The sequence below is a fragment of the Bacteroides sedimenti genome, assembly GCF_040365225.1.
Classification (GTDB): domain Bacteria; phylum Bacteroidota; class Bacteroidia; order Bacteroidales; family Bacteroidaceae; genus Bacteroides; species Bacteroides sedimenti.
Genome location: NZ_AP028055.1, coordinates 1,061,298 through 1,087,849, shown reverse-complemented (window position 1 = coordinate 1,087,849; position 26,552 = coordinate 1,061,298). Strand labels below are relative to the sequence as shown.

General features: G+C 40.2%; 21 protein-coding genes and 2 tRNA genes. 9 read left to right on the top strand and 14 right to left on the bottom strand.

Annotated features, from left to right (window positions below; translation table 11 throughout):
• Positions 1 to 1,116, top strand: a complete 1,116-nt coding sequence (locus ABWU87_RS04290) for an agmatine deiminase family protein (protein ID WP_353333592.1) — start codon at positions 1 to 3, stop codon at positions 1,114 to 1,116.
• Between the two features lie 30 nt (positions 1,117 to 1,146).
• Positions 1,147 to 2,040 (top strand): carbon-nitrogen hydrolase, encoded by an 894-nt coding sequence (locus ABWU87_RS04285; RefSeq protein ID WP_353333590.1) that lies wholly within the window; start codon positions 1,147 to 1,149, stop codon positions 2,038 to 2,040.
• A 103-nt stretch (positions 2,041 to 2,143) separates the two neighbouring features.
• Here ABWU87_RS04285 and aspS read toward each other — a convergent pair whose 3' ends face one another.
• The 6 genes from aspS to spt form a co-directional block, all read right to left on the bottom strand.
• Complete coding sequence (aspS, locus tag ABWU87_RS04280) at positions 2,144 to 3,901, bottom strand: aspartate--tRNA ligase (RefSeq protein ID WP_353333588.1); 1,758 nt, start codon at positions 3,899 to 3,901, stop codon at positions 2,144 to 2,146.
• A 130-nt stretch (positions 3,902 to 4,031) separates the two neighbouring features.
• Entirely contained in the window at positions 4,032 to 4,577 is a 546-nt protein-coding gene (locus tag ABWU87_RS04275) for a 7-carboxy-7-deazaguanine synthase QueE (RefSeq protein ID WP_353333586.1), read from the bottom strand.
• Positions 4,561 to 4,896: a 6-carboxytetrahydropterin synthase QueD gene (queD, locus tag ABWU87_RS04270; protein WP_353333584.1), complete on the bottom strand. Its 336-nt coding sequence runs from the start codon at positions 4,894 to 4,896 to the stop codon at positions 4,561 to 4,563. Before queD ends, ABWU87_RS04275 begins: the two co-directional genes overlap by 17 nt.
• 199 nt (positions 4,897 to 5,095) lie before the next feature.
• Positions 5,096 to 5,170 (bottom strand) — tRNA-Pro (locus ABWU87_RS04265).
• A gap of 429 nt (positions 5,171 to 5,599) precedes the next feature.
• Positions 5,600 to 5,674 (bottom strand) — tRNA-Pro (locus ABWU87_RS04260).
• 209 nt (positions 5,675 to 5,883) lie between these two features.
• On the bottom strand, positions 5,884 to 7,071 hold the full coding sequence (gene spt, locus ABWU87_RS04255) for a serine palmitoyltransferase (RefSeq protein WP_353333582.1): 1,188 nt from the start codon (positions 7,069 to 7,071) through the stop codon (positions 5,884 to 5,886).
• A gap of 223 nt (positions 7,072 to 7,294) precedes the next feature.
• Here spt and ABWU87_RS04250 point away from each other — a divergent pair, with 223 nt between their 5' ends.
• A complete protein-coding gene (locus ABWU87_RS04250; protein WP_353333580.1) occupies positions 7,295 to 8,332 on the top strand; it encodes a diacylglycerol/lipid kinase family protein in 1,038 nt (345 codons plus the stop codon).
• A 30-nt stretch (positions 8,333 to 8,362) separates the two neighbouring features.
• Here the strand turns inward: ABWU87_RS04250 and ABWU87_RS04245 are convergent, their stop codons facing one another.
• Positions 8,363 to 9,070, bottom strand: coding sequence for a tRNA1(Val) (adenine(37)-N6)-methyltransferase (locus ABWU87_RS04245; protein WP_353333578.1), 708 nt, complete (start codon positions 9,068 to 9,070; stop codon positions 8,363 to 8,365).
• A 179-nt stretch (positions 9,071 to 9,249) separates the two neighbouring features.
• Here ABWU87_RS04245 and lon point away from each other — a divergent pair, with 179 nt between their 5' ends.
• The 3 genes from lon to ABWU87_RS04230 are packed head-to-tail and all read left to right on the top strand — an operon-like array spanning position 9,250 to position 13,944.
• On the top strand, positions 9,250 to 11,712 hold the full coding sequence (gene lon / locus ABWU87_RS04240; RefSeq protein ID WP_353333576.1) for an endopeptidase La: 2,463 nt from the start codon (positions 9,250 to 9,252) through the stop codon (positions 11,710 to 11,712).
• Complete coding sequence (gene tgt, locus ABWU87_RS04235) at positions 11,709 to 12,839, top strand: tRNA guanosine(34) transglycosylase Tgt (RefSeq protein ID WP_353333574.1); 1,131 nt, start codon at positions 11,709 to 11,711, stop codon at positions 12,837 to 12,839. Before lon ends, tgt begins: the two co-directional genes overlap by 4 nt.
• A gap of 10 nt (positions 12,840 to 12,849) precedes the next feature.
• Complete coding sequence (locus tag ABWU87_RS04230; protein ID WP_353333572.1) at positions 12,850 to 13,944, top strand: LptF/LptG family permease; 1,095 nt, start codon at positions 12,850 to 12,852, stop codon at positions 13,942 to 13,944.
• A gap of 121 nt (positions 13,945 to 14,065) precedes the next feature.
• Here ABWU87_RS04230 and ABWU87_RS04225 read toward each other — a convergent pair whose 3' ends face one another.
• Positions 14,066 to 14,560 (bottom strand): TlpA family protein disulfide reductase, encoded by a 495-nt coding sequence (locus ABWU87_RS04225; protein WP_353333570.1) that lies wholly within the window; start codon positions 14,558 to 14,560, stop codon positions 14,066 to 14,068.
• A gap of 256 nt (positions 14,561 to 14,816) precedes the next feature.
• Here ABWU87_RS04225 and serB point away from each other — a divergent pair, with 256 nt between their 5' ends.
• Together serB and ABWU87_RS04215 are read left to right on the top strand one after the other, a co-directional pair.
• Positions 14,817 to 16,052, top strand: a complete 1,236-nt coding sequence (serB, locus tag ABWU87_RS04220; RefSeq protein ID WP_353333568.1) for a phosphoserine phosphatase SerB — start codon at positions 14,817 to 14,819, stop codon at positions 16,050 to 16,052.
• 86 nt (positions 16,053 to 16,138) lie between these two features.
• Positions 16,139 to 17,368, top strand: a complete 1,230-nt coding sequence (locus ABWU87_RS04215; protein ID WP_353333566.1) for a DEAD/DEAH box helicase — start codon at positions 16,139 to 16,141, stop codon at positions 17,366 to 17,368.
• Positions 17,369 to 17,683: 315 nt separating this feature from the next.
• On the opposite strand, the gene ABWU87_RS04210 is transcribed toward ABWU87_RS04215, so the two are convergent.
• Genes ABWU87_RS04210 through ileS form a run of 5 tightly spaced genes read right to left on the bottom strand, consistent with a single transcriptional unit; the run spans position 17,684 to position 23,516 of the window.
• Positions 17,684 to 18,028, bottom strand: coding sequence for a hypothetical protein (locus tag ABWU87_RS04210; RefSeq protein ID WP_353333565.1), 345 nt, complete (start codon positions 18,026 to 18,028; stop codon positions 17,684 to 17,686).
• Entirely contained in the window at positions 18,028 to 19,044 is a 1,017-nt protein-coding gene (locus ABWU87_RS04205; RefSeq protein WP_353333564.1) for a DUF4296 domain-containing protein, read from the bottom strand. Before ABWU87_RS04205 ends, ABWU87_RS04210 begins: the two co-directional genes overlap by 1 nt.
• The gene (locus tag ABWU87_RS04200) at positions 19,022 to 19,696 is read right to left on the bottom strand and encodes a lipoprotein signal peptidase (protein WP_353333562.1); all 675 of its coding nucleotides are present in this window, start codon (positions 19,694 to 19,696) and stop codon (positions 19,022 to 19,024) included. Before ABWU87_RS04200 ends, ABWU87_RS04205 begins: the two co-directional genes overlap by 23 nt.
• Positions 19,697 to 20,074: a TraR/DksA family transcriptional regulator gene (locus ABWU87_RS04195; RefSeq protein WP_353333560.1), complete on the bottom strand. Its 378-nt coding sequence runs from the start codon at positions 20,072 to 20,074 to the stop codon at positions 19,697 to 19,699. It lies immediately after the preceding gene.
• Between the two features lie 22 nt (positions 20,075 to 20,096).
• Positions 20,097 to 23,516, bottom strand: a complete 3,420-nt coding sequence (gene ileS / locus ABWU87_RS04190) for an isoleucine--tRNA ligase (protein WP_353333558.1) — start codon at positions 23,514 to 23,516, stop codon at positions 20,097 to 20,099.
• A gap of 444 nt (positions 23,517 to 23,960) precedes the next feature.
• On the opposite strand from ileS, the gene fsa reads away from it, so the two are divergent.
• Positions 23,961 to 24,617, top strand: a complete 657-nt coding sequence (gene fsa, locus ABWU87_RS04185) for a fructose-6-phosphate aldolase (protein ID WP_353333556.1) — start codon at positions 23,961 to 23,963, stop codon at positions 24,615 to 24,617.
• A 199-nt stretch (positions 24,618 to 24,816) separates the two neighbouring features.
• Here fsa and ABWU87_RS04180 read toward each other — a convergent pair whose 3' ends face one another.
• Positions 24,817 to 26,343: a bifunctional GNAT family N-acetyltransferase/carbon-nitrogen hydrolase family protein gene (locus ABWU87_RS04180; RefSeq protein ID WP_353333555.1), complete on the bottom strand. Its 1,527-nt coding sequence runs from the start codon at positions 26,341 to 26,343 to the stop codon at positions 24,817 to 24,819.
• Positions 26,344 to 26,552: the final 209 nt, after the last annotated feature.

The window sequence follows — 26,552 nt, the reverse complement described above, 5'->3', positions numbered from 1 at the left end:
ATGGGCTTGTTAATGAGTCTCCCCAAAAATGGGGACGAAGAGAAAGACCTACAGGTTGATTGGGCAAATCCTTTCGGCTCGCTCGAAGAGCTTCGTGGTCCTTATTTGCCGTCTGAGTGGCACAAACAGAGCGGCGTTCAGCTTACATGGCCTCATGCCGGAACTGACTGGGCATACATGCTGGACGAAGTGCAGGCATGTTTTGTAGAAATTGCCCGCGAAATTGCGAAAAGAGAATTGCTCTTGATCGTCACCCCCGAGGTGGAAACGGTTAAGAAGCAGATTGCCAACCGGGTAAACATGGAAAATGTGCGCTTCTTTGAATGCGAAACAAACGATACCTGGGCTCGTGATCACGGTGCCATCACCCTGCTCGACACAACCTCTCCCCTTCTACTCGACTTCCGCTTTAATGGCTGGGGAGATAAATTTGAGGCATCTCTCGATAATCAGATTACCCGCAAAGTGTATGATGGAGGCTTTTTCAAGAGCGAATACAAGAGTCACCTGGACTTCGTCCTGGAAGGTGGTTCGATTGAAAGCGACGGGCGTGGAACTCTGCTGACAACTTCCACCTGCTTGCTGGCTCCTCACAGAAATCAGCCCATGAACCAGACCGATATTAACGATTATCTGCGCTCGACCTTACATGTGGAACAGATTCTTTGGTTGGATTATGGCTATCTGGCCGGTGATGACACCGATAGCCATGTGGATACATTGGCTCGCTTGTGCCCGAACAACACCATTGCTTATGTGAAGTGTACCAATCCGGAAGATGAGCATTTTGAAGAGCTGCAGAAGATGGAAGAACAACTTGGCACATTCCACACGCTGAAAGGCGAACCTTATCGCCTTCTGGCTTTGCCGATGGCAGATTCCATTGTGGAAGATGGCGAGCGTTTGCCGGCCACCTATGCAAACTTCCTGGTCATTAACGGTGCAGTGCTGTTTCCTACTTACGACCAGAAGAAGAATGATGCGGCAGCCGCGGAGGTACTTGCCGAAGCATTCCCTGGAAAAGAGATTATAGGCATCGACTGTCGCGCCTTAATTAAGCAGCACGGTTCACTGCATTGCGTAACCATGCAATTTCCCGAGGGAGTGATTAAATAATTCAGCCAAAAACATTCAAATAACAAAGTGATGATGGATAACAGAACCATAAAGGTAGGATTGGTACAGCAAGCCAATACAGACAATCTAAAAGAGAACCTGAAACAACTTGCCGCGAACATTGAGGCATGCGTGGCTCAGGGTGCGCAATTAGTGGTGCTTCAGGAGTTGCACAATTCGCTCTACTTCTGTCAAGAGGAGAATACCAATAATTTTGATCTGGCCGAACCTATCCCCGGCCCTTCTACCGGTTTTTACGGAGAGATTGCGGCTGCCCTCAGAATAGTGCTCGTAACTTCCCTGTTTGAGAAGCGCGCTCCCGGATTATATCACAACACAGCCGTGGTATTCGATACCGATGGCTCCATAGCAGGTAAATACCGTAAAATGCATATCCCTGATGATCCGGCATACTACGAGAAGTTTTACTTCACTCCGGGCGATCTGGGCTTTCAACCCATCCAGACTTCCCTCGGAAAACTGGGTATTCTTGTCTGCTGGGATCAATGGTATCCCGAAGCTGCTCGCCTGATGGCCCTTCGCGGTGCCGAAGTGCTTATTTATCCTACCGCCATAGGTTGGGAAAGTTCGGACCCAGAAGATGAGAAGAGCAGGCAGCTGAATGCCTGGATTATCTCACAACGTGCACATGCAGTAGCCAACGGTCTTCCGGTTATTTCCGTGAATCGTGTTGGTCACGAAGCGGATCCATCGGGAAACACCAAGGGTATTCAATTCTGGGGAAACAGTTTTGTGGCTGGTCCGCAAGGGGAATTCCTGGCTCAGGCAGGAAATCAGGAGCCGGAGAATATGGTTGTTGAGGTGAGCCTTACCCGTTCGGAAAATGTTCGTCGCTGGTGGCCTTTCCTTCGTGACCGTAGAATTGATGAATATGGAGAAATTGTGAAAAGATTCATTGACTGAAGTCCCGTCAATAGGTTATAAAAAAAAAGAATCTCAGCAAAAATGTTTGCTGAGATTCTTTTTTTTATCTATTTCTATCTTAATTGCTGATGAAACGGACAGCTTATTCCTTGATGTCGATAACCAGGTTCAGCTCATCCAGCTGAGACTGTTCCAAGTAACCCGGAGCATCAATCATAACATCACGGCCTGAGTTATTTTTAGGGAATGCGATACAGTCGCGGATAGAATCCAGTCCGGCGAAAAGAGATACCCAACGATCGAGCCCGTAAGCCAATCCACCGTGAGGAGGAGCACCGAATTTGAATGCATCCATCAGGAAGCCAAACTGCTCTTGTGCCTTTTCTTCTGTAAATCCAAGCAACTTAAACATCTTATTCTGTAAGGCGCTGTCGTGAATACGGATAGAACCGCCACCAACTTCAACCCCATTGATTACCATGTCGTATGCATTAGCACGAACTTCTCCCGGATTAGTGTCCAAAAGAGAAATATCTTCAGGTTTAGGAGAGGTGAACGGATGGTGCATTGCCATATAACGTTGAGTTTCTTCATCCCACTCAAACAATGGGAAGTCTACTACCCATAAGCAAGCGAATGTATTTTTATCTCTCAGACCTAATTGGCTACCCATTTCCAGACGAAGTTCGCAAAGCTGTTTGCGTGTCTTCATTGCATCATCGCCCGAAAGGATTAGGATCAGGTCACCAGGCTTCGCACCAAATGCAGCCTTCAGTTCCTGCAATGTTTCTTGTGTATAGAACTTATCTACGCTTGATTTCACGTTTCCGTCAGCTTCCACACGAGCATAAACCATACCTTTTGCACCAATCTGCGGCCGTTTAACGAAGTCTGTCAGGGCATCCAGTTGCTTGCGTGTATACGAAGCAGCACCTTCGGCACAGATACCGCCGATGTAGGCAGCGCTATCAAACACAGGAAAACCTTTACCTTTCAGGATGTCCATCAGCTCAACAAACTGCATTCCGAAACGGATATCCGGTTTGTCGCTTCCGTACAGCTTCATAGCTTCGCTCCATGGCATGCGAGGAAATTTCTCAGTAATCTCAACACCGCGGATTGTTTTGAAAAGATGTTTTGCCATTCCTTCGAATGTAGAGATAACATCTTCCTGCTCTACGAAACTCATTTCACAGTCAATCTGTGTAAATTCGGGCTGACGGTCGGCACGAAGGTCTTCGTCACGGAAACATTTTGCAATCTGGAAGTAACGATCAAAGCCGGAAACCATCAAAAGCTGTTTGAATAGCTGTGGTGACTGAGGCAGTGCATAGAATTGTCCCGGGTTCATGCGTGAAGGCACAACGAAGTCGCGCGCTCCTTCAGGGGTAGAGCCAATAAGAATTGGTGTTTCTACTTCGAGGAATCCAAGTTTATCAAGATAGCTGCGAACTTCAATTGTCATCTTGTGACGAAGCTCCAGGTTAGATCTTACATTATTACGACGAAGGTCGAGATAGCGATATTTCATTCGGATATCATCCCCACCGTCAGAGTTGTCTTCAATGGTGAATGGAGGAGTTGCAGCAGAGTTAAGAACATTCAGTTCTGTAACAATCAGTTCGATATCTCCGGTTGGAAGATTTGCATTCTTATTGGAACGCTCATTAACTTCTCCTTTTACCTGCAACACAAATTCGCGTCCCAGTTTATTTGCAGCCTCACAAAGTTCAGCATTAACAGCTTCATTAAAAACAAGCTGAGTGATTCCGTAACGATCGCGAAGGTCGACAAATGTCATTCCTCCCATCTTTCTGCTACGCTGTACCCATCCCGAAAGTGTAACTACTTTCTTTACGTCGGAGATCCGAAGCTCTCCACATGTATGCGTTCTATACATATTCTTTTATACTTTGAGTTTTCGATTCTTTATATTTTGTATATAGCATGCAAAATTATATAAAATTCTCAATTTATCGACCTCTCGTGATAATTATATTAGCGATAAAAAGGGAATCTATGCAGATAAACTATCGTACGTTTAACAATTTATGAGTCTGAAGACTCAGTCTCCATTTTGGATGTGCCAATATGTATTCAATTACTTTTTCTGTGTTTTTCCCTGAACATGGCTGAAGGCAGAACACTTGTGCATTGAAACAATCGTATTGAGACATCTCCTGCCCGGTAAATACCACCTTCAATTCGTGAGGATTAAGGATAACTGTCTCCCCTCCTGCTTTGGGCGAACAGGTGATCCAGTCTATATTTGCAGGAAGTTCTCTTGTTCCATTCGTTTCTATCTGCACGAAAAAACCGTTTTTCTTTAACCTGTCGACAAATTCATGCGAGATGTGCAAGCTTGGCTCGCCGCCCGTAAGGACTACATGTCTGGCGGGATATTGAATTATTTCGTTGATGATCTCTTTGTCGCTCATCATCACGCCCGACTGATGTTCAGTATCGCAGAAATCGCAATCCAGATTACAGCCCGAGAAGCGAATAAACACAGCCGGGGTTCCGGTGAAGTACCCTTCGCCTTGAATGCTGTAGAAAATCTCATTCACTTTTCTCATACCACGCAATGTTATTTTCAGATTCCTGCACCATCACCTTAAAACAGTGAGGTATCTGATCGCAAATCCATTTAGCCATATTTTCGGCTGTTGTATTAAATGGCAGTACATCATTCAGGTTCTTATGGTCGAGTTTCGACTGGATTTTCTCCTTGATATGAGAGAAATCGATAACCATGCCATCTTCATTCAACTCTTCGGACTTGCACCAGATGTAAATGTTCCAGTTGTGTCCATGCAGATTCTCACATTTACTGGAATATGATAGTTTCAGGCTGTGTGAAGCCGATATCTCCATTTTCTTTCTTACTATATACATAAACTCAATATTAATAGTTACACGAGATAGATAGTACCCATATATATGGCAAAGTTATTAATAATTCAGCCAGTTTTAGGATTGTCTTCAATAAGAATAACTCTTCTTGACGTGAATTTGTTTTTGCCGAAGTTATATTCAACAAAAAAGGCCGATACCTAATAGTATCAGCCTTTCAATTTGTCGACTTTATTTTTAGTCGGGGTAGCGGGATTCGAACCCACGACCCCCTGCTCCCAAAGCAGGTGCGCTAACCGGACTGCGCTACACCCCGAAGACTTTTGTAAGTGTTCCTTTTCAAAAGCGATGCAAAGATAGGTACTATTAATGATATATGCAAGCGTTTCTGCATATTCCTTTCAATAAAAACAGACGATTAACCCGGTGAGTGCTGATTATCTTGCAGTTAATTCAAAATATTTTTTTGAGATTTTCCAGTCAAAGAAGTCTGGCTTTGTAAATATTTCAAATAAAGGCTACAGGGCATTATGAAATGTCAATCACATATTGAAAAAGATATCAGATGGATGAACTTTCCTGATGGTATAAAATACGCCTTTTACTGTTAAGGCTGGCTTTAATTTTATTTATGAAGACAATCTTTCTGAATTTTGATATGATCCTTTTTTAGCGACCTTTTATACCTTAGCCTATCTGAAATGAAAAAAGCCACAATTCATTTCTGAACTGTGGCTTTTTCTTGTCGGGGTAGCGGGATTCGAACCCACGACCCCCTGCTCCCAAAGCAGGTGCGCTAACCGGACTGCGCTACACCCCGATAACTTCTGTAAGTATTCCTTTTCAAAAGCGATGCAAAGATAGAGGCTTTAGATGAATTATGCAAGCATTTAAGCTATCTTTTTTATAATTTATTTTGAGGTTGGACATATCTTCCTGATTAGCAGAAATATCGACGCATATAAAAAATAAGCGCCATCTTCTTATTTAAAAGAAAATGGCGCTTGAATAATCTTGAGTATATCTTAATTATTTAATAATTTCAAGCTTTCTAAAGCATTTTTCCAGTTTTTCTACAGCAATATCAATCTGCTCTTTTGAATGAGTTGCCATCAAAGAGAAGCGTATCAAAGTATCTTCTGGTGAACATGCTGGCGGAATTACCGGATTAACAAAAACACCTTCATCAAATAACATTTTCGTAACCAGGAATGTCTTTTGCATGTCACGAACGTACAAAGGAATAATTGGAGTAGAGGTGTGCCCTATTTCAAAACCTAGCTCGCGGAATCTTTTTAATGAATAATTTGTGATATCCCATAAATGCTCTAAACGTTCAGGTTCATTCTTCATTATATGAAGCGCAGCACGTGCTGCAGCAGTAGCAGCTGGAGTATTACTTGCGCTGAAGATATATGGGCGTGAATTGTGTCTCAGGTAATTAATAATGCATTCGTCTCCGGCAATAAAACCACCGATAGCAGCAAGCGACTTACTGAAAGTACCCATAATCAGGTCTACATCTTTAGTCAAACCGAAATGATTGCAAACACCACGACCGTGATCACCCAGAACTCCAAGCCCGTGTGCTTCATCGACCATTATGTTAGCATCGTACTTCTTAGCCAGACGAACAATCTCTGGGAGATTTGCAACATCGCCTTCCATACTGAACACGCCATCCACAACGATTAATTTAATTTTATCTGGCTTACACTTTTGGAGTTCTTTCTCTAAAGAAGCCATATCGTTATGCTTAAACTTTAATGTTTGAGAGAAAGACAAACGTCTACCTTCAACAATTGACGCATGATCCAGTTCATCGCAAATAACGTAATCTTCACGACCTGTAACACAGGAAACAACACCTAAATTAACCTGAAAGCCGGTAGAATAGATTATAGCATCTTCTTTACCTACAAATTCGGCTAATTCTTTTTCTAATTCGAGATGGAGATCAAGCGTCCCGTTTAAAAAGCGTGAGCCAGCGCATCCTGTACCATACTTCCGAGTAGCTTCTACGGCTGCTTCAATAACTTTTGGGTGGTTGGTAAGTCCTAAATAAGAATTTGATCCAAACATTAGAACTTTTCGTCCACTCATTACCACTTCAGTGTTTTGTTCACTTTCGATACAACGGAAATAAGGATATACACCTTGAGCTTTTATCTGCTGAGGTATATCATATTTCACTAATTTATCTTGTAATAATCCCATAATAAAGCGTTGTAGGTCTCTCCTACATTAATATTATTATTAATTTATTTCGTGTTTTATCTTACAAACTGAAAAAAGTCGACCGCAAAGATAGCAAAATATGTGATTTAAAGTTCAGTTTATATAAAAAAAAGTAACCTCAGAATTAAAAGCAATCAAAAAGCATGCCCTTATTAAGATAAATGTATTACATTTGTCGTATGAATATTTTATCTAAGATCGTATGAATGAAAAGAAGAAAATTCTGTTTATTGTAAATCCAATCTCAGGTACCCAGAATAAAAAAATCATATTGAATCAATTGAGTGAGAGGATTGATAAAAATAAATATGACATTGAAATCAAATATACCGAGAGAGCCGGCCATGCAGTTGAAATTGCAGCGCAGGCCGCTTCAGAAAAGGTGTATTGTGTAACTGCTATTGGTGGAGATGGGACTATCAATGAGATAGCACGTTCTTTAATTCATACTGATACTGCACTGGGAATAATTCCATGTGGATCGGGAAATGGCTTGGCACGTCATTTACACATTCCAATGGATTCCCGAAAGGCTATTGATATTATTAATCAAGGTTTAATATCTGCCATTGATTATGGCAAAATTAATGAAATTCCTTTCTTTTGTACTTGCGGGGTTGGTTTTGATGCATTTGTTAGTCTGAAATTTGCTGCTGCAGGAAGAAGAGGAATTCTTACTTATCTTGAAAAAACACTTCATGAAACTCTTAAGTACAAGCCAGAAACTTACGAAGTAGAAAGTGAAGATGAAAAGACAAACTACAAAGCTTTTTTAATCGCTTGCGGTAATGCATCACAATATGGAAACAATGCTTACATTGCCCCACAAGCTTCGCTGGAAGATGGCCTAATGAATGTAACTATACTAGAGCCTTTTACTGTCTTAGACGTTCCATCACTTGCATTTCAGCTATTCAATAAAACTCTTGATCAGAATTCTCGTATAAAAACATTCAAAAGTAAAAAGATTAAAATTCATAGAACGAATTCGGGGGTGGTTCATTTTGACGGAGACCCTATAATAATGGATAAAGAAATAAACGTCGAAATTATTGAAAAAGGTCTACATGTTATCACTCCAAATAACGATTATAAAGAATTGAATGTGCTACAGAAAGCATCCGAATACTTTGGCAAACTGGTGCCTAGAGGAGAAAACTTATTGGAAGATATTGCATTAATGAACAAACAGTTACTTGAGAAAAAACAGGAGATTATTCGAAAATTAACAAAAAAATAGATGCAATAACCAGATTAACATTCAGATAAATTACATTTTTAAATAGAATTCTTTCGTCAGAGAGATATATTCAGGACTGTACTGATGACGAGCTAATTCTACCACCAGTTCTTCAGTTTCCAGATTCTTATTTTTATTGAATGAAAACGATATTAATGCCCGTTTGGGAGGACTTCCTGGCTTTGGAATAACATTTGTTTGTCTGACGGGATACAATCCGACTCTGGATGCAATTTCAGTTATTTTAAATAGTGCATCATTGGGAATAATCAATGAAAATTCACCATCTGGAGCAAGAAGTTTGGCAGCACCTTCAATCAATTCAGTAAATGTGAGTTCATTTGTGTGACGAGCCATTGTCCTTTTTTCATTGGGCGACAAGAGAGAATCTGTAAAATAGGGCGGATTGGACACTATTCTATCAAATTGTTCTGAATAATTAAAATCTTTAAAGTCTTTATTTTCAACACTTATGCGATTATTCCACGGAGTACGCTTTACATTTTCTACTGCTTGTCCAGCTGCATTTTCATCAATCTCAATAGCTATAATCTCGGCCGAGCAACGTTGGGCAATCATTAATGCAACTAAACCTGTACCTGTTCCAATATCTAAAACTGAAGTTGCATCTGACACGTCAGTCCATGCGCCTAATAAGACGCCATCGGTTCCGACTTTCATGGCACATTTATCATGCCATACAGTAAATTGTTTAAATTGAAAATATGAATTGGGCATTGGAAACATTTAAAATCTTGCAAAAATAAATATTTTAAATCGTTTTTGCTTTATTTAGAATATTAATTAGCGTTTAAACTGTTCTTTTCTTTCATGGGAGCTTTATTTTTAATAAAGAATAGATTACCTTTGCACTCGGTTTTAACGGTCTTATGACACAACCCACAATAACAAGTAAAATGATAAGAAAAAAATACTCAAGAGAAATGGAAGACTCAAATGATAATGGATTCTCATTCATCGCTGATTTTGAAGGTAATGAGGAACAGATGTTTGATATAAAAGTGGATGACAGCCTTCCTGTCTTGCCTTTACGCAATATGGTTTTATTTCCTGGTGTTGTATTGCCAATTTCTGTAGGAAGAAAATCTTCTCTGAAACTTGTAAATGACGCATATAAAAACAACGCCTATATTGCTGTTGTATGCCAGAAAGCTGCTGAAACAGAAAGTCCGGATTTTGAAGACCTTCACACAGTAGGCACAATAGCCAAAATAGTTCGTATTCTGGAAATGCCAGATCAGTCGACAACCGTGATTCTTCAGGGAATGAAACGGCTTGAATTGGAATCTCTGACTGAAACATATCCGTACTTGCTTGGAAAAGTTAAGTTGATTGACGATCTGATGCCAGCAAAAGACAATAAAGAATTTGATGCTTTAGTTGACGCTTGCAAGGATTTAACAATCAGATATATTAAATCGTCCGATACATTGCATCAGGATTCTGCATTTGCTATTAAAAATATTAGCAATAAGATGTTTCTGATTAATTTTATTTGCACTAATCTGCCCTTAAAGAAGGACGAAAAGATGAATTTACTGCTGTTTGATTCATTACAAGACAGAGCATATCATCTTTTGGAAATCTTAAACAGAGAAGTACAGCTCGCCGATATTAAAGCATCCATCCAGATGCGAGCTCGTGAAGATATCGATCAACAGCAAAGAGAATATTTCCTACAGCAACAGATAAAGACTATACAGGATGAGTTAGGAGCCGGGCAAGATCAAGAAGTGGAAGAACTTCGTCAAAGAGGGGCAAATATGAAGTGGCCTGATGAGGTTGGCGAGATATTCGCAAAGGAATTAGCCAAACTTGAACGTACTCACCCGCAATCTCCTGATTATAGCGTTCAGTTGAATTATCTGCAAACAATGCTTAGTTTACCATGGAAAGTATACACAACAGATAACTTTAATCTAAAGAATGCTGAGAAAACCTTGAATAAAGATCATTATGGTCTTGAGAAGGTGAAAGAACGTATTCTTGAACATTTAGCAGTTTTAAAACTGAAAGGAGATTTAAAATCACCTATTATTTGTCTTTACGGCCCTCCGGGAGTCGGTAAAACCTCTTTAGGTAAATCGATTGCTGCCGCTTTGAAACGAAAATATATCCGCATGTCATTAGGAGGTATACATGATGAAGCTGAAATTCGTGGTCATCGGAAGACTTATATTGGTGCAATGCCAGGCCGGATAGTTAAAGGACTTATCAAAGCCGGGTCATCTAATCCTGTTTTCATTCTGGACGAAATTGATAAGGTTACTGCAGATCGTCAGGGAGACCCATCTTCTGCTCTGCTTGAAGTGCTTGATCCGGAACAGAATAACGCTTTCCACGATAACTATCTGGATGTGGATTATGACTTATCCAAAGTTATGTTTATCGCAACAGCCAATAATCTGAATACAATTCCTCAGCCACTGCTGGATCGTATGGAACTGATTGAGGTAAGTGGATATATTACTGAAGAGAAAATTGAAATTGCACGAAGACATCTTGTCCCTAAAGAGATGGAAGCCACTGGCATATCAAAAACAGATATTAAAATTCCAAAAGAGACTCTTGAGGTCATTATTGAATCATACACCCGTGAAAGCGGTGTTCGTGAACTTGAAAAGAAAATTGGAAAGATTCTTAGAAAGTCAGCACGTCAGTTTGCTACGGATGGTTATTTCCTGAAGAAAGAGATTAAACCTGCTGATTTATACGATTTTCTGGGTGCTCCTGAATATTCTAAAGATAAGTATCAAGGCAATGAATACGCAGGTGTGGTAACCGGACTTGCATGGACTGCCGTTGGCGGTGAGATTTTATTCGTTGAAACAAGCTTGAGCAAAGGTAAAGCTGGCAAGCTTACCCTGACAGGAAATCTGGGTGATGTAATGAAAGAGTCGGCTATGCTGGCACTGGAATATATTCGTGCACACGCATCGGTTCTTGCAATTGATGAAGAAATCTTTGACAATTGGAATGTACACATACATGTTCCCGAAGGAGCGATTCCGAAAGACGGACCATCAGCTGGTATCACAATGGCTACATCACTGGCTTCTGCTCTCACTCAAAGAAAAGTAAAGAAGAATCTGGCTATGACCGGAGAAATTACATTAAGAGGTAAAGTTCTTCCTGTTGGTGGTATCAAAGAAAAGATACTTGCAGCAAAACGTGCAGGCATTAAGGAGATAATTTTAAGTGAGGAAAACAAAAAGAACATTGACGAAATTCAGGAAGTTTATCTGAAAGGCCTGACATTCCACTATGTAAGTGATATTAAAGAGGTATTTACCTTGGCTTTAACTGACGAGAAAGTGACTGATGCGATTGATTTCTCAATGAAACCACAGAATAAATGAAATTTGAATTACAATATACGGATTCTAAAACCAATGCGCGGGCAGGGTTAATTACAACTGATCACGGGCAGATAGAGACTCCGATTTTTATGCCGGTAGGAACAGCTGGTTCCGTGAAGGCGGTGCATCAAACAGAATTGTTGCAAGATATTAAAGCACAAATAATTCTGGGAAATACGTATCATCTTTATTTACGTCCCGGACTTGATGTACTCGAAAAGGCGGGTGGACTGCACAAATTCAACAGTTTCGATAAACCAATTCTTACCGATAGTGGAGGTTTTCAGGTCTTTTCTCTATCTGGAATCAGAAAATTACGAGAAGAAGGTGCTGAATTCCGTTCTCATATTGACGGAAGCAAACATGTTTTTACCCCAGAGAAGGTAATGGATATAGAACGTTCTATCGGGGCAGATATCATGATGGCATTTGATGAATGTCCTCCGGGGGATTCTGATTATGCTTATGCCAAAAAGTCTCTTGGGCTTACTCATCGCTGGCTGGATCGTTGCATTAAGCGTTTTAATTCAACTGAACCCAAATATGGCTACAGTCAGTCTCTGTTCCCGATTGTTCAGGGATGCGTTTATCCTGATCTACGCAGACAATCTGCAGAATTCGTGGCTTCTAAAGAATGTGATGGAAATGCAATTGGAGGACTTGCAGTAGGTGAACCAGTAGAAAAAATGTATGAGATGGTAGAGCTGGTTAATGAAATTCTCCCTAAAGACAAGCCACGTTATTTGATGGGTGTTGGAACACCGGTAAACATCTTGGAAGGAATAGAACGAGGCGTGGATATGTTTGATTGTGTAATGCCAACGCGTAACGGTAGAAACGGGATGCTGTTTACTAAAGACGGAATCATTAATATGCGCAATAAGAAATGGGAAAAAGACTTCTCTCCTATTGAAGCTAATGGTGCCTCATATGTTGATATCCTCTATTCAAAAGCTTATTTACGACATCTTTTCCATTCAAAAGAATTGTTGGCACTACAAATAGCCTCTATACATAACCTAGCATTTTATTTATGGCTTGTGGGTGAAGCACGAAAGCACATAATAGCAGGTGACTTTTCAACCTGGAAACCAATGATGGTTGATCGGGTTTCGACAAGATTATAATAAAGACAGGATGAGTAATAAGATTCTAAAAAGGTTAGATTGGTATATTATCAGGAAATTCCTGGGGACTTATGTCTTTGCAATAGGTCTTATCATTTCTATTGCCGTAGTGTTTGATATCAACGAGAAGATGGATAAGTTCATGGAAAATGAAGCACCATTAAAAGCTATTGTTTTCGAATATTATATGAACTTTATCCCCTACTTTGCCAATCTATTCAGCCCGCTCTTTGTCTTTATTGCTGTAATCTTCTTTACTTCCAAACTGGCAGAAAATTCTGAAATCATTGCTATGTTTGCTGGGGGAATGAGTTTTAAACGAATGTTGCGACCCTACATGGTTTCTGCAGCAATTATATCGATAATGACCTATGGCCTGGGCTCTTATATAATCCCTAAAGGCAACATTGTAAAGCTTAATTTCGAAGATAAATATATCAAGAAGAAGAAGCAGGATTATGTCCGAAATGTGCAATTAGAAGTTGATAGCGGTGTTATCGCTTATATTGAGCGTTATCAGGATTTCAATAAAACCGGATATCGTTTTTCTTTGGATAAATTCGATAAAAAGAAATTGGTATCACATCTTACAGCTCAATCCATCACCTATGATTCTACTTCAGTCAATAAATGGACTATTCATGACTATATGATAAGAGAACTGCATGGATTAAGGGAGAAGCTTTATACCGGCACACAGAAAGATACCACAATTATGATGGAGCCATCCGACTTCCTGATTATGAAGAATCAGCAAGAAACGATGACGAGTCCTAAATTAAAGGAATATATTGATAAGCAAAAACAAAGGGGATTTGCCAATATTAAGGTCTTTGAGATAGAATATGAACGGCGAATAGCTATGTCTTTTGCTTCGTTCATTCTAACCACAATCGGGGTTGCGCTTTCTTCGCGAAGAATTAAAGGTGGTATGGGATTACATTTAGGATTAGGATTAGCTTTAAGCTTCTCTTATATCATGTTCCAGACTGTATCTTCCACATTTGCAGTCAATGGGAATGTGCCTCCTATTGTTGCTGTATGGATTCCTAATATTGTATTTACAATAATTGCCATCGTCCTTTATAGAAATGCTCCCAAATAAATTTAGCAGGTAATCAAGATAAGAGTCTAAAATGAAAGAAGTTCCACGGTACTTGACTGACAAGTATTGTGGAACTTCAGTTTTTTTGTTGTATTTCTTTCCTCTTAAAAAAACAACTCTCTTAATTTATGAAAGAAGGGAGTTGAGACGCAGAGATGTCTTTGGCAATGATTACACCATTTTCATCTAATAAATAGTTACCGAATCCTCGATCTAAACTGTATTCTTTGTACAATCTTGAAGACTCACCTTTTGTTTCTGCATAGCAGATAGGGGCAACTATCCGATCTTTTCGCACTGTTTCTTTAAAAATCGACTGATATTCATCAAACGATATCGAAACAAAATTTACTTTATTGAAAGTTTTCCTGATTGCATTATTCAGGCTAACATTTGTCATGCGCGATTTTGCGTCATAAGTAGCCCAGAAGTTTACAAGTACATACTTTTTTTTCAGGTCTTTCAAGTTAAGTAGCTGATTGTTGAGAGTAGTCCTGAATTTAATAGCAGGAGCTACATCTCCAATGTTCAAACCGCCAGTGGGTTTGTCTTTTCCAACAAAAGAAGTTAAGGAAGTGATTAATAATACAACAAAAAGCCATTTTACATACCTCATGTAATTCGGTTTTAGTTAATACTATCCGGGACTGCACTCAACAGTAGTTTCTACCCGGAACATTATCTTGTTTTGTCACTTGATTTCACCTAAATCAATTGATAATCAAAACATTAATTTTAGAGACTTAACGCAAAGATATACAAATGTTATTCAAATATCCAAATCAACGAGTAATTAAAGCACTAATTTTCAGATTTTTTATGATAAAACCTACAAAAATTGACTACTTTTGCAGCAAAAACAAACAGGAAATATGACTAAATCAGCAACAGAACTAATCCTTATTCGCATTACCGGGGAGGATCGACCAGGTCTGACCGCTTCTGTTACAGAGATTCTATCGAAATATGATGTAACCATTCTAGATATTGGTCAAGCAGATATTCACAATACCCTCTCTTTAGGGATACTTTTCAAGACTAAGGAACAACATTCTGGTAGTATTATGAAGGAACTCCTATTTAAAGCATCCTCTCTTGGCATTACTATCCGTTTTTATCCTATCTCTGTAGAAGAGTATGAAGATTGGGTTGGTATGCAGGGGAAAAACAGGTACATTCTTACTCTTCTGGGGAGGAAACTCACAGCAACACAAATATCAGCCGTAACACGTATCGTTGCTGACCAAGGACTAAATATTGATGCTATAAAGAGATTAACCGGACGAATACCGCTTGATGAGAAGAAGGCAAACATTCGTTCGTGTATTGAGCTTTCCGTACGTGGAAATCCTAAAAATAAAGAAGAGATGCAGGCACAGTTACTGAAACTTTCAGGCGAACTGAATATGGATTATTCATTCCAACTTGATAATATGTATCGTAGAATGCGCCGTCTAATCTGCTTCGATATGGACTCTACATTGATAGAGACTGAAGTTATTGATGAATTGGCCGTCAGAGCCGGAGTTGGTGATGAGGTAAAAGCTATTACAGAAAGTGCCATGCGAGGTGAAATAGACTTTATTGAGAGCTTTCGTAAACGTGTAGCACTATTAAAAGGTCTGGATGTTTCTGTTATGAAAGAGATTGCTGAGAATCTTCCGATTACAGAAGGGGTTGATAGATTAATGGTCGTATTGAAACGGTACGGATATAAAATAGCTATTCTTTCGGGTGGTTTCACTTACTTTGGAAATTATCTCAAGCAAAAATACGGTATTGATTACGTTTATGCAAATGAGCTTGAAATTGTCGACGGCAAACTAACCGGCAACTATGTGGGAGATATAGTAGACGGAAAGCGAAAAGCAGAGTTACTTCGTTTAATTGCACAGGTTGAGAATGTGGATATAGCACAGACCATTGCCGTAGGCGATGGAGCAAACGACCTGCCTATGTTAGGGATTGCCGGTTTGGGTATTGCTTATCATGCAAAACCAAAAGTGAAACAAACGGCTAAGCAATCAATAAATACAATCGGATTGGATGGGGTTCTTTATTTCCTTGGGTTCAAAGACTCCTACCTTGATGAGCAAGGTAGGCTTTAATAATCCAAAGTGGAGAATCAGAAATTCGGAAACTGTGCTTCATCAAACAAACTTTTTTCTATCTTTGTAGATAAATAATATGACGAATGAAATTTTCTGAGCTAAAATTAGATGATACAGTACTTCAGGCACTTGATGCCATGAATTTTGATGAATGTACTCCGGTGCAGGAAGCGGCTATACCCGTTATACTTGAAGGAAGAGATTTGATAGCCGTGGCACAGACCGGAACAGGCAAAACGGCAGCTTTCCTTCTCCCTATCATCAATAAGCTTTGCCGTGAAAAGCATCCGGAAGATGCCATCAATTGTATTATCATGTCTCCAACCCGTGAGCTGGCTCAGCAAATTGATCAGCAGATGGAAGGATTCTCCTACTTCATGCCGGTCTCGAGTGTAGCCGTATTTGGTGGAAATGACGGAGTACTTTTCGAACAACAAAAAAAAGGTCTTACTTTGGGGGCCGATGTAGTAATAGCAACGCCGGGTCGTCTTTTAAGTCATATAAGTTTAGGGTATGTCGATTTATCACGTGTTTCTTATTTTGTACTCGATGAAGCCGACAGAATGTTGGATATGGGATTCTATGACGATATCATGCAAGTGGTAAACCTTCTGCCAAAGGAGAGACAAACCATTATGTTTTCAGCTACCATGCCTGCAAACATTCAGAAACTGGCTAATACAATTTTAAATAACCCGGCTGAAATAAAGCTTGCCGTATCAAAACCAGCAGATAAAATCGTTCAGGCAGCTTATGTTTGCTACGAGAATCAGAAACTTAATATAATTCAATCCCTCTTTTCGGAAGAGGTTCCCGAAAAAGTTATCATATTTGCGTCTTCAAAGCTTAAAGTAAAAGAGGTTACAAAATCGCTTAAATTATTAAAGTTGAATGTAGGCGAAATGCATTCTGACCTGGAACAAGCTCAGCGAGACCACATTATGCGTGAATTCAAAAACGGACGAATCAATATCCTGGTAGCTACTGATATTGTTTCACGTGGTATTGACATTGACGATATCAGATTAGTTATCAATTACGATGTGCCAAACGACAGTGAAGACTATGTGCACAGAATAGGACGAACAGCTCGCGCCAACAATGACGGTGTTGCCCTGACTTTCGTGAGCGAAAAAGAGCAAGGAGCATTCAAATCAATTGAGAATTTCCTGGATAAAACCATCTATAAAATTCCAATTCCTTCGGAATTAGGAGAAGCTCCGGTATATAATCCACGCACTCATAGCAAAGGTGGTGGCGGAAAGTTCAAAGGAAAAAGAAATTTCTCCAGAAATCGAAAAGACAAAAAGTAATCGATTTCAAATTTGTTCCCGACTTTTATGGGTAGTAACAAAATAGCCAACATAGTTTGTTTTACATTGTAAATAACTGCCTAAGGCTATTTAGAAGCTCAGAACTATAAAGCGGGATTCAAAGACTGATATATATTAATCATTACAGCTTTTTAATAGCCATCTTCAATTCATAAGACAGATTGAAGATGGCTATTTTATTTATTGAAATTGCAATTTATAATTTTCATAAACAATTGATTTTACTCCATTTTGAAAAGATTCCAGGGATACTTTCAACAAAGTCGGCTTCGGCTATAGATAATGTACAAAATATTATAGCTTTTTAATGTCACTTCCCGGTAGAATGGTAAAGGAAGATAAGTCGACTGAGGTGATAAGAAAAACAGAAACTACATCTCCTCTATTTACAGGTGCACTGTATCTTTTTAAAAAAACAGAAAGATTCTCTCCTACTGAGCCTTTAAAAGCTTCTCTTATTTTATTAAAATCAATTGGGCGGGAAGAAAGAAACAAAATGCCGGGCATCCATAAAACGGACTCTATTTCTTCTTCTAAAGGGAAATAGCGCACAAAACTTTCTTGATCAATCTCTACAACCTGTCTTTTATAGAACATGTCAGGCGAAAGATACAGATAATGCGAAGCAATGCGTTTCATTATCTGGATCTTTCGGGTGAAATCTGATTGTTATTCTGATTGCCGCTATTAGTTTTATTTATTGTTCTACGTCGCGGAACTGCCGAATTAACAGGAACCTTTTTAATCGTATCAGTACCGGCCGGCTTTACCTCAGGTTGTACGGTTTGATTAGTCGGAGTTGCTGGCCTGGCAGTATCAGGTATTATTGTATTTTGCGCCGGTGGTGTAGCAGGTGTTTGTACGGGTGCCGGGGCACCTTTTACATGATATCTCGTGAGCGAAATTTTATCGACAATCAATGCATCCTGGGGATAACTTCCGAGGTGGTTATAATAGACAAATCCCTTAATCTCACGAATGTTTGAAGGCGAATCGTTTTGTATACGTATAATGTACATTCCATTATTTCCGATATTACGAGTCTGAGTAATTACAGAATCATTATCGTATTTAATAACCATTGCCATTACGGCATCCTGCGGATGTTTTTTAGCTGTGGCAAACGAGCAGCGGATGCTCCAGATAAAGATATCACGCTCCTTGAAATTATTATCAGGATAGATTGAAAAATAGAATTTGTTTGATGTGGAAGACTCTGTTAGTTTGTAATATTTCTGTTTATTCCAGATATTTACAGTGTCACCGGTTGCTGATTGTTTTTGTTCTTCAGTACCACTTGATGCCAGAAGCACTTTATTTTTCTCTTTCTGAGCAAGCAGTCTCTTATCTACCTTCTCATAGATCTTAACCATGTCTTCAGTATGGCGTGAATACCACTCCAGTGAAGAGTTAAAGTCTTTTTCTGTTATGCCATATTTATCATATACAGCATTTATATAGAGAATTTGTTTATAACGTTCTTCCGAAGGAAGATTTTCAGCCATTGCTCTTGCAAGATGATAATCTACAAGAACATCTTCCATTTCTCCTTTAGAAAGAACGTCGCCGGGCATCTTCTTCTTACATGCCGAAAAACCGCAGCAGGAAGCAATTACAAACCCGATAAAAAGCTTATTTAGTTTGCTGCTCATCATTTTTTATTGCTTCTTTCTTTGTGGAATGCCCTTCATTCAGATATTTATTATAGAATATCAGAAGTGCAATAATACCACAGCTAATGGAAGCATCAGCGAAATTAAAAATCGGACTAAAGAAAATGAAGTGATTTCCACCTACAAACGGAACCCAAGAAGGCCATGTTGTATCTATGATAGGAAAATAAAACATATCAACCACCTTGCCATGTAATAAAGATGAATAACCACCTCCATCAGGCAGGAAGGTTGCCAGGGAAGAATTTACATACAGCTCAGGAACGCTTGCGCTGAAAAAAACTCCATAAAACACGCTATCGATAATATTTCCCAATGCTCCTGCCAGAATCATGGAGAGGCACACGATATAACCTGTCTTATAGTTTTTCTTAACCACTTTGACGATGTAGTAGCCAATCAAAGTTACCGCAATAATCCGAAAAGATGTGAGGAATAGCTTTCCGAATAATTCCATTCCGAAAGCCATCCCATTATTTTCTGTAAAATAAATATAGAACCAATTTCCGCAAACCCGTATACTTTCGTGTAAATACATCCCTGTTTTTACCAGGATTTTTATAATCTGGTCAATAACCAGAACAGAAAGTACAATAATAACTGAAATTTGTCCTTTTGATATTTTTAGTTTCATTTATCTTTTTCCCTCTTTTGCTTCAATACTCAATGTAGCGTGAGGAACTACACGCAGCCTTTCTGCAGGAATTAATTTTCCTGTTTCACGGCAAATCCCATAGGTTTTGTTTTCAATACGAACCAAAGCAGCCTGAAGACTTTGAATAAACTTCTGCTGTCTTAAAGCCAGTCGTCCCACCTCTTCTTTTGACAAAGTGTTAGCACCCTCTTCCAAAACCTTGTAGGTAGGGGAAGTATCGATTATATCGTTGCCATCCTGATTCATGATGCTTAATTTAAGCTGGTCATAATCCTTTTGAGCTTTTTCCAGCTTCTCGAGAATAATGGCACGGAATTCTTCTAGTTCCGCATCAGTGTATCTTGTCTTTTCTGCCATAGTTTTATATTTTAAAGTTGCGTTATTCTTTTTCTACATTCACAAATAATGAAAATTCATCAAAATTGAGTTCTGTACCGTCCTTCACTTCATCCATTAATGTAAGAGAATTGGCAAGTACTTGGTTACAAATATAAGAATTATATTCATTTACCGCATCATCTGTCTGTTCATTTTTCGATAAAGCGATTTTTATTTTATCAGTAATCTCCAGACCGCTTGATTTACGTATGTTTTGTATACGATTAACCAATTCGCGGGCCACACCCTCCTTGCGCAGCTCGTCGGTTATTGTAACCTCAAGAGCAACAGTCAGCTTACCTTCATTTGCAACCAACCATCCCGGTATATCTTCACTGTAGATTTCCACATCGGCTGCTTCAATTACAGCTTCGTTGCCATCAATTATCAGTGCATATTTTCCGGTCTTTTCCAGTTCATTGATTGCATCCTGAGGCAATTCCGCCACCTGAGCGGCTACCGCCTTCATCATTTTACCGAATTTCGGGCCCAGTTTCTTGAAATCACATTTCACCTTCTTCACCAGAATACCGGCTGTTTCGTCAACGAAATTGATTTCTTTCACATTCACTTCACTCATGATAAGCGATTTCACCGCTTCGATATGCGCTTTCTGTTCTGCATCCATAACCGGAATCATGATACATTGCAGCGGCTGACGAACTTTGATGTTCACTTTACGGCGCAGTGCCAGTACCATTGATGTAACATCCTGAGCCATCTGCATTCTTGCTTCAAGAGCGTTGTCGATAAGAGATGCGTCACAAACCGGGAATTTTGCTAAGTGAACAGAGATAACATTATCACGTCCGGTTGCATTAATCAGGTCTGTATAGAGACGGTCAGCATAGAACGGAGCGATTGGCGCCATCAGCTTAGCTACTGTTTCAAGACAGGTGTAAAGAGTTTGGTAAGCAGAAAGCTTATCCTGAGTAAATTCTCCGCCCCAGAAACGTTTACGATTTAAACGAACATACCAGTTGGATAGGTTGTCGTTCACAAAGTCTGAGATCAATCGTCCTGCTTTAGTTGGCTCGTATTCATTATAACATGTATCCACCTCCTTGATTAAGGAATTAAGTACGGATAGAATCCATCGGTCGATTTCCGGACGTTCATTAACCGGCACATCAGCTTCCTGGTATGCAAATCCATCTACATTAGCATATAGCGAGAAGAAAGAGTAGGTGTTGTACAATGTGCCGAAGAACTTACGGCGCACCTCTTCCACCCCTTCCACGTCAAACTTCAGGTTATCCCATGGAGACGAGTTGGTAATCATATACCAGCGCAGCGGGTCTGAACCATATTTCTCGATTGTAGAGAATGGGTCGACAGCATTACCCAGACGTTTAGACATCTTGTTACCATTCTTATCCAGCACCAATCCGTTTGATATTACAGCCTTATAAGCCACATTATCAAAAATCATCGATGCAATTGCATGCAGAGTAAAGAACCATCCGCGAGTCTGGTCAACCCCTTCCGCAATGAAATCGGCAGGATATACTTCACGGTTGTCAAGTAGCTCCTTGTTCTCAAACGGATAGTGAATCTGTGCATAAGGCATGGCGCCTGAGTCGAACCAAACGTCTATCAGGTCTGTTTCGCGTTTCATTGGCTTGCCATCTTCCGATACAAGAACGATGTCGTCCACAAACGGACGGTGCAAGTCTATCTTATCATAATTCTCTTTTGTATATACTCCCGGCTCGAATCCCTTGAACGGATTCTCTTTCATAATGCCTGCTTTAACCGATTTTTCGATCTCGTTGTATAATTGCTCAACCGATTCTATGCAGATTTCGGCGGCATTATCGTCCGAACGCCAGATAGGCAGCGGAGTTCCCCAATAACGAGAACGGCTTAGGTTCCAATCGTTCAGGTTTTCAAGCCATTTACCAAAACGACCTGTTCCGGTAGATTCCGGTTTCCAGTTGATTGTCTTATTCAGTTCCATCATCCGTTCCTTGCAAGCGGTCGATTTAATAAACCAGCTGTCCAGCGGATAGTAAAGAACCGGTTTATCTGTACGCCAGCAGTGCGGATAGTTGTGTACATGCTTTTCAATCTTGAAAGCCAGATTCGCCGCTTTCATCATCATACAGATGCTTACATCCAGCGATTCATCTTTTTCAGTAAGATTGGGGTCGTAGTCATTTTTCACAAAACGACCTGCATACTCTTTATATATTTCAACGTTAACCTTTTCATTTACAAAATCTTCGTCCAGTTCATCTAAAGTATAGAATTTGCCAGTTAAATCGACCATCGGACGAAGTTCGCCTTTCTTGTTCACCAATTGCAATGGAGGAACGCCGGCTGCTTTTGCCACGCGGGCATCATCGGCACCAAATGTAGGCGCAATGTGTACAATACCGGTACCATCTTCGGTTGTTACATAATCACCAGGAATTACGCGGAATGCACCTTCACCCGGATTTACCCATGGAATCAGTTGTTCGTATTCCATATTCACCAAGTCAGCACCCTTATATTCAGCAATCACCTTGAACGGAATCAGCTTGTCGCCGGCTTTGTAATCTTCCAGGTTCAGCTCCGCAGCTTTCGGATTGAAATGAGTGTTAAGCAAATCTTTAGCCAATACCACAGTGATTGGTTCGCCAGTATAAGCATTGTACGACTGAACAGCAACATATGTAATGTTCGGTCCAACGCAAAGAGCGGTATTCGAAGGCAAAGTCCAAGGAGTAGTTGTCCAAGCGATAAAGTATGGAGTTCCCCATGCAGCCATTTCAGCTTTAGGGTTCTTCATTCTAAACTGAGCCACCACGGTAGTATCCTTCACATCGCGGTAACAGCCCGGCTGATTCAGCTCGTGCGAGCTAAGTCCGGTTCCTGCAGCAGGCGAATAAGGCTGAATGGTGTATCCTTTATAAAGCAATCCTTGTTTGTGCAGCTGCTTGAGCAACCACCAGAGAGTCTCGATATAACGGTTGTCATAAGTGATATATGGGTCGTTCATATCAACCCAGTAGCCCATTTTGTGAGTAAGATCTTCCCACTCTTTGGTATATTTCATCACATCCTTGCGGCATGCTGCGTTGTATTCGGCTACAGAGATTGATTTTCCAATATCCTCTTTGGTAATGCCTAATGCCTTCTCCACTCCTAACTCAACAGGCAATCCGTGCGTATCCCATCCGGCTTTACGCTTTACCTGGAAACCTTTCATGGTTTTGTAGCGGCAGAAAATATCCTTAATAGAACGAGCCATCACATGGTGAATACCCGGCATACCATTAGCCGAGGGGGGTCCTTCAAAGAACACAAACGAAGGACAGCCATCACGTTCTGTCATACTTTTGGCGAAAACACCATTTTCATCCCATTTTTTAAGTACATCTTTGTTTACCTGCGAGAGGTCAAACTGAGAATATTCAGTAAATCTCTTACTCATATTTTATGTGTTTATCTAATCTTCTGAAAAATAAAGTGCAAATTTACAAAAAAATAGGTAGATAGAAACTTTTATAAAAGATTTATATATGATTAATCGAAAGAAAAAGCCTGTTTTTGGCATTTATCTGCTATATTTTTCATAGATTTTGCTCTATCCTGCAATTTTAGGTACATTGTTTCCCGTTTCAGTTATCGGCTTCATTCGCTTAGCTTCCTGAACCCGATTGGGATTTTTGTGCTTAGAAACCTTACTAGACATCCAATTGAAGGTTGTTATTGTACTTGATATTTTTTTATAAAAGGCGACATTTTGCTACCGGAATTTATTAATCCAACTCTCATTTTAAATAATTGATTATTAAAGCATAAAATCCTTGCTCTTCTTAATATTGTTTTATAAATTTGTTACACTTTCTAGTTAACATGATAAAACAAAAGTATTATGAAATTCTTTATTGACACAGCCAACTTGGAGCAAATCCGGGAAGCACATGATCTGGGAGTTTTGGACGGAGTTACAACAAATCCATCTTTAATGGCAAAAGAGGGTATTAAAGGGGTTGATAATCAGCGAAAACATTACGTAGACATCTGCAATATTGTTGACGGCGATGTAAGTGCGGAGGTGATTGCCACGGATTTTGAGGGAATGATTAAGGAAGGCGAAGAGCTCGCAGCCCTCCATCCCCATATTGTTGTAAAAGTCCCCTGCATTGCCGATGGCATTAAAGCCATTAAATATTTCAGCGGAAAAGGCATCCGTACAAACTGCACCCTGATCTTCTCTCCGGGACAAGCCTTGCTTGCAGCAAAAGCCGGCGCCACCTATGTTTCTCCTTTCGTTGGCCGCTTGGACGACATCAGTAGTGACGGCATCGAAGTGGTGCGAAAGATTGTGGAGATGTACGCCGTATATGGTTTTAAGACACAAGTACTAGCCGCCTCTATCAGGCACACACAACATATTATTCAGTGCATTGAAGTTGGCGCCGACGTGGCTACCTGCCCTCTGCCTGCCATTAAAGGCTTGCTTAAGCATCCGTTGACCGATAGCGGATTGGCTCAGTTTCTGGACGATTATAAGAAAGTAAACGGGTAGTAAATAGCTCTCGAAGATGTGTTGTTGCAGGGTTAGTAACAACTCTTTTCTGTCCTATTCATGAAAGCTTATTTTCTAAAAAAGGGAGGAAAAGATTCTGCATTCTATCGTCTTGATTTTATTTTTTATTACCAAGGAAAGCGCTTTCCATCAGGGTGTACACATCCTGATGGAAAGAATTCTTTGTCGAGGTAAAAGATTACTTCTTTAACCGAAGTTCATACAGATCATCTCTTCTGTTTTTGAGATTCCGCACACTTCCATACGTATGCAGTTCATTCAATAAGTCCAAATCCACATCCGAAACAAGAATCATTTCGGTGTTTGGTGTCGCTTCCGCACATTTCCCATCGGTTGGGAAAGCGAAATCACTCGGAGCAAATACAGCCGACTGCGCATATTGTATATCCATGTTGTGCACCCTCGGCAAATTTCCCACACTTCCGGCTATCACCACATAACACTCGTTCTCAATGGCGCGTGCCTGTGCGCAGATTCTTACCCGCGAATAGCCGTTCTGCGTATCCGTCAGGAAAGGAACAAAAAGAATCTGCATCCCTTGGTCGGCCATGAGCCGTGTAAGTTCCGGGTACTCCACATCGTAACTAATCAATATGCCTATCTTGGCACAATCCGTTTCAAATGTCTGTATGCTGTTTCCACCTGATAAGCCCCAACACCTGGTTTCATCGGGGGTTACATGTATCCTTTCATAAGTTTCGAATGTGCCATCCCGCCTGCAAAGAAATCCGACATTAAACAAATCGTTGCCGCGAAGCAAAGGCATGCTTCCGGTTATTATGTTGATGTTGTAGCTGATGGCAAGACCGAGAAAGCGTTCGCGGATTTCATCCGTGAAGTTCGCCAGTTCACGGATGGCCTGAGATTCTCCCAGATGATTATACTTAGCCATCAACGGGGCATTAAAATATTCCGGAAACAGTACGAAATCGCATTTATAGTCGGATACGGCATCCACGAAGAACTCCACCTGCTCAAAGACATCATCCACCGAGTTGTACGACCTCATCTGCCATTGAACCAATCCTACCCTTGCAGTTGTCTTCTGACGAACAAATTCGCGGCTGGGCGGCTGATAGTAAATATTATCCCATTGCAGAAGACAGGCGTACTGTCTGGACTCCTCATCATCGGGCAGATAGTTGGTCATCACCTTGCAGACATGGAAATCGTTCGACAGCTGAAAGGTCAGCACAGGGTCGTAGATCTCCTTCTTGCTCACCTTGTGGATATACTCTTTCGGACGCATTTTCCGGGCATACTTATGGTAATTGGGAATCCTGCCGCCAAACATAATCGCCTTCAGGTTCAGCGTTTCGCAAAGCTCCTTCCGGTAGTCGTACATTCGTCTTGCCAAACGAAGTCCCCGATAATCGGGATGAACAAATACCTCTATACCGTATAGCACATCCCCCTCCGGATTGTGCGTATCGAAGGTATATTGCCCGGTAACATTGGCATAAGTATGGTCTACTTTCACCTTGTCATAATCTACAATAATGGCAAGTGCACAACCCACAATCTTGCCATCTGCCACGGCAACAATCTGTCCTTCCGGAAAAATACGGACCAATTTCTTAATCTGATTGTAAGACCAGAACTCATCGCCACCATACGCCCGGGTAAACGACTGCGCCAGTTGACTATAATCGTTCAGCTGAAGAGGTCGGATTTTCAATGATGTTATTTTAGGAATTGATTCCATTTGAATTTAGCTTCTGTTTTTGAATAACAACTTATCCAACGGAAAGGATTTAATATCAGTGAAAATTGTCTAGTAATGATCTCAAAACAGAATTAGAAAGGTATTGACAGTTGTGTGTTATTCAATACGATCTGAGAAGCTATAACACCTCTTGAATTGTGTTGCAAATCAATGTTTTTAAATTATTATTCAGCTAACTAATTTTGGAT

What these genes read in the sequence shown, in the direction of transcription:
- ABWU87_RS04290 (WP_353333592.1), top strand. Translation starts at nt 1, where the DNA reads ATGGGCTTGTTAATGAGTCTCCCCAAAAATGGGGACGAAGAGAAAGAC.
- ABWU87_RS04285 (WP_353333590.1), top strand. Translation starts at nt 1,147, where the DNA reads ATGATGGATAACAGAACCATAAAGGTAGGATTGGTACAGCAAGCCAAT.
- aspS (WP_353333588.1), bottom strand. Translation starts at nt 3,901, where the DNA reads ATGTATAGAACGCATACATGTGGAGAGCTTCGGATCTCCGACGTAAAG.
- ABWU87_RS04275 (WP_353333586.1), bottom strand. Translation starts at nt 4,577, where the DNA reads ATGAGAAAAGTGAATGAGATTTTCTACAGCATTCAAGGCGAAGGGTAC.
- queD (WP_353333584.1), bottom strand. Translation starts at nt 4,896, where the DNA reads ATGTATATAGTAAGAAAGAAAATGGAGATATCGGCTTCACACAGCCTG.
- spt (WP_353333582.1), bottom strand. Translation starts at nt 7,071, where the DNA reads ATGGGATTATTACAAGATAAATTAGTGAAATATGATATACCTCAGCAG.
- ABWU87_RS04250 (WP_353333580.1), top strand. Translation starts at nt 7,295, where the DNA reads ATGAATGAAAAGAAGAAAATTCTGTTTATTGTAAATCCAATCTCAGGT.
- ABWU87_RS04245 (WP_353333578.1), bottom strand. Translation starts at nt 9,070, where the DNA reads ATGCCCAATTCATATTTTCAATTTAAACAATTTACTGTATGGCATGAT.
- lon (WP_353333576.1), top strand. Translation starts at nt 9,250, where the DNA reads ATGATAAGAAAAAAATACTCAAGAGAAATGGAAGACTCAAATGATAAT.
- tgt (WP_353333574.1), top strand. Translation starts at nt 11,709, where the DNA reads ATGAAATTTGAATTACAATATACGGATTCTAAAACCAATGCGCGGGCA.
- ABWU87_RS04230 (WP_353333572.1), top strand. Translation starts at nt 12,850, where the DNA reads ATGAGTAATAAGATTCTAAAAAGGTTAGATTGGTATATTATCAGGAAA.
- ABWU87_RS04225 (WP_353333570.1), bottom strand. Translation starts at nt 14,560, where the DNA reads ATGAGGTATGTAAAATGGCTTTTTGTTGTATTATTAATCACTTCCTTA.
- serB (WP_353333568.1), top strand. Translation starts at nt 14,817, where the DNA reads ATGACTAAATCAGCAACAGAACTAATCCTTATTCGCATTACCGGGGAG.
- ABWU87_RS04215 (WP_353333566.1), top strand. Translation starts at nt 16,139, where the DNA reads ATGAAATTTTCTGAGCTAAAATTAGATGATACAGTACTTCAGGCACTT.
- ABWU87_RS04210 (WP_353333565.1), bottom strand. Translation starts at nt 18,028, where the DNA reads ATGAAACGCATTGCTTCGCATTATCTGTATCTTTCGCCTGACATGTTC.
- ABWU87_RS04205 (WP_353333564.1), bottom strand. Translation starts at nt 19,044, where the DNA reads ATGATGAGCAGCAAACTAAATAAGCTTTTTATCGGGTTTGTAATTGCT.
- ABWU87_RS04200 (WP_353333562.1), bottom strand. Translation starts at nt 19,696, where the DNA reads ATGAAACTAAAAATATCAAAAGGACAAATTTCAGTTATTATTGTACTT.
- ABWU87_RS04195 (WP_353333560.1), bottom strand. Translation starts at nt 20,074, where the DNA reads ATGGCAGAAAAGACAAGATACACTGATGCGGAACTAGAAGAATTCCGT.
- ileS (WP_353333558.1), bottom strand. Translation starts at nt 23,516, where the DNA reads ATGAGTAAGAGATTTACTGAATATTCTCAGTTTGACCTCTCGCAGGTA.
- fsa (WP_353333556.1), top strand. Translation starts at nt 23,961, where the DNA reads ATGAAATTCTTTATTGACACAGCCAACTTGGAGCAAATCCGGGAAGCA.
- ABWU87_RS04180 (WP_353333555.1), bottom strand. Translation starts at nt 26,343, where the DNA reads ATGGAATCAATTCCTAAAATAACATCATTGAAAATCCGACCTCTTCAG.